Raw genomic sequence first — 1736 nt, 5'->3', positions numbered from 1 at the left:
TTTTGACCCGAAGCAGCCCTTCAACGTCGAAAATTCGGCCGGCTCCTAGTGGCTGACGTGACTCAAAACCAAGGCCCTGTCGCCGGGGATGGAGGCCTCCCGGGATTGGCTCCTGCTGAAGTTGGGCCGCGACCGAGGCTCTTGATCTCTCTGGGATCTGTCAGTGAAGTCGGGCATATTGCCCGACTTCACGTTGGATCACGTCCGTACATGACCTCGGTGGTGCAACCATCCCTGGGCGCCTAGGACGAGAATGGCCATGATCGAGGAGAAGGTTGCAAGCGGCCATGCGCTGTCGCCTTGCAACCAGATCACGACCAGCGTTCCGCCGACGCTGACGATCAGGCTCTGCACGCAGAAATGCAGCGCCACGGCCGAACCGGCGATGTCCCCGAACTTCTCCAGAGCGCCGTTCGCCGTCACCGACACGGTGAAGACGATACCGATCGCCATGATCCACATGGGGACGATGAACGTCCAGAAAGATGGAACCCCGAAAACCTGACCCATGCTCAGGAGCCCTGCGCCCAGGAGCAGCATCATCATGCCGCGCGTGAGACTGCCTGAGTTCCTCCACCGGGCAACGAACCGCTTGGCGAAGCGTGTCGTGACGATCATTACGATTGCTGCCGTCGCGAACGCGAAGCTGAATCCCAGCTCGGAGTAGCCGGCCCTGTCGATAAGAACACGGGGGGCCGTCGAGAAGAACACGAAGAACGTTCCCATGGCGGCACTGAACCCGAGCGTATAGGTCCAGAACGCAAGGCTGCGGAGCATGGGCAGGAACGATCGTCGTGACGGGGTGGTCGTCACCGGCCGGGTCTCATGCCAGCGGAGCAGGGCATGCAGGACCGCGAGAACGGAAAGAACACCCAGCGTGACGAAGATCGAGGGCCAGCCGAAGCTGTCCGCGAGCATCGCCCCGGCGATCGGCCCCAGCGCAGGCACGAAGGCCAGCATGGAGCTGAACAGGCTGTAGATGACCACGCTTTCCGGGCGGTCGGCATATACATCCCGGACAGTCGCGAAGGTGGCCACCATGGCTGCCGAGGCCCCGACCGCTTGCAGGAAGCGGAGGGCCACAAAGGGAATAGCAGACGAGGATAAGGCCAGGCAGAAAGATGCTGTTGCGAACAGGATCGCGCCGCTGATCAGCACCGGCCGCCGCCCGATGCGATCGGAGAGCGGCCCGAAGATGATCTGGCCGAGACCGAGCATCACCATGTAGAGACTCAGCGTGAGCTGGACGATGGCCGGGCTGGTGCCGAGAATGCCGGGCATAGCCGGAACGATGGGAAGATAGATATCCATGGCCAGGGAGGCGAGGATATCGAAGGGTTCCATCAGCAGGAGCGCTGTCGGCAGGGAATAGGCCCACACGGAGGGCTTTGGAGACATGATGAGGCATCCGCTCAAATGAGGAACATTCGGCGGCGATCTGGCTGTCAGCATGGGCTGGGATCGGTTCGACAGACGCCGCAACAACAAGGAAAGCGTTGTTGCGGCTTACTTGTCCGATGAGGGCTCGGCTCCCATGCCACGGCTCCAGGTTCATACGAGATCAGAAGAGAGCCTGTTGATTATCATGTCGGCCTGGAGCCGACAATCCTCGCGGGATAACCTGGACGAGGTCCTCCAAGACAATAAGTCTACTGGCGAAGAGACGAAGCTTGCTCGGGACCGGACAGCTCTGATCGGGCACCATGTGGAACGACCGCTCCTGGCACATTTGCGAA

The 1736-nt window shown here is 61.1% G+C and carries 1 protein-coding gene; it reads right to left on the bottom strand.

Annotated elements, in window-relative coordinates; all coding sequences use genetic code 11:
- Positions 1-198: 198 nt before the first annotated feature.
- Positions 199-1398: a CmlA/FloR family chloramphenicol efflux MFS transporter gene (gene cml / locus JQC81_RS32265; protein ID WP_203275836.1), complete on the bottom strand. Its 1200-nt coding sequence runs from the start codon at positions 1396-1398 to the stop codon at positions 199-201.
- Between the last annotated feature and the right edge of the window lie 338 nt (positions 1399-1736).

Source organism: Microvirga arabica (genome assembly GCF_016811235.1).
GTDB classification, from domain to species: Bacteria; Pseudomonadota; Alphaproteobacteria; order Rhizobiales; family Beijerinckiaceae; genus Microvirga; species Microvirga arabica.
The sequence above is the reverse complement of the archived record's forward strand: the minus strand, read 5'-3'. Positions and strand labels throughout refer to the sequence as shown.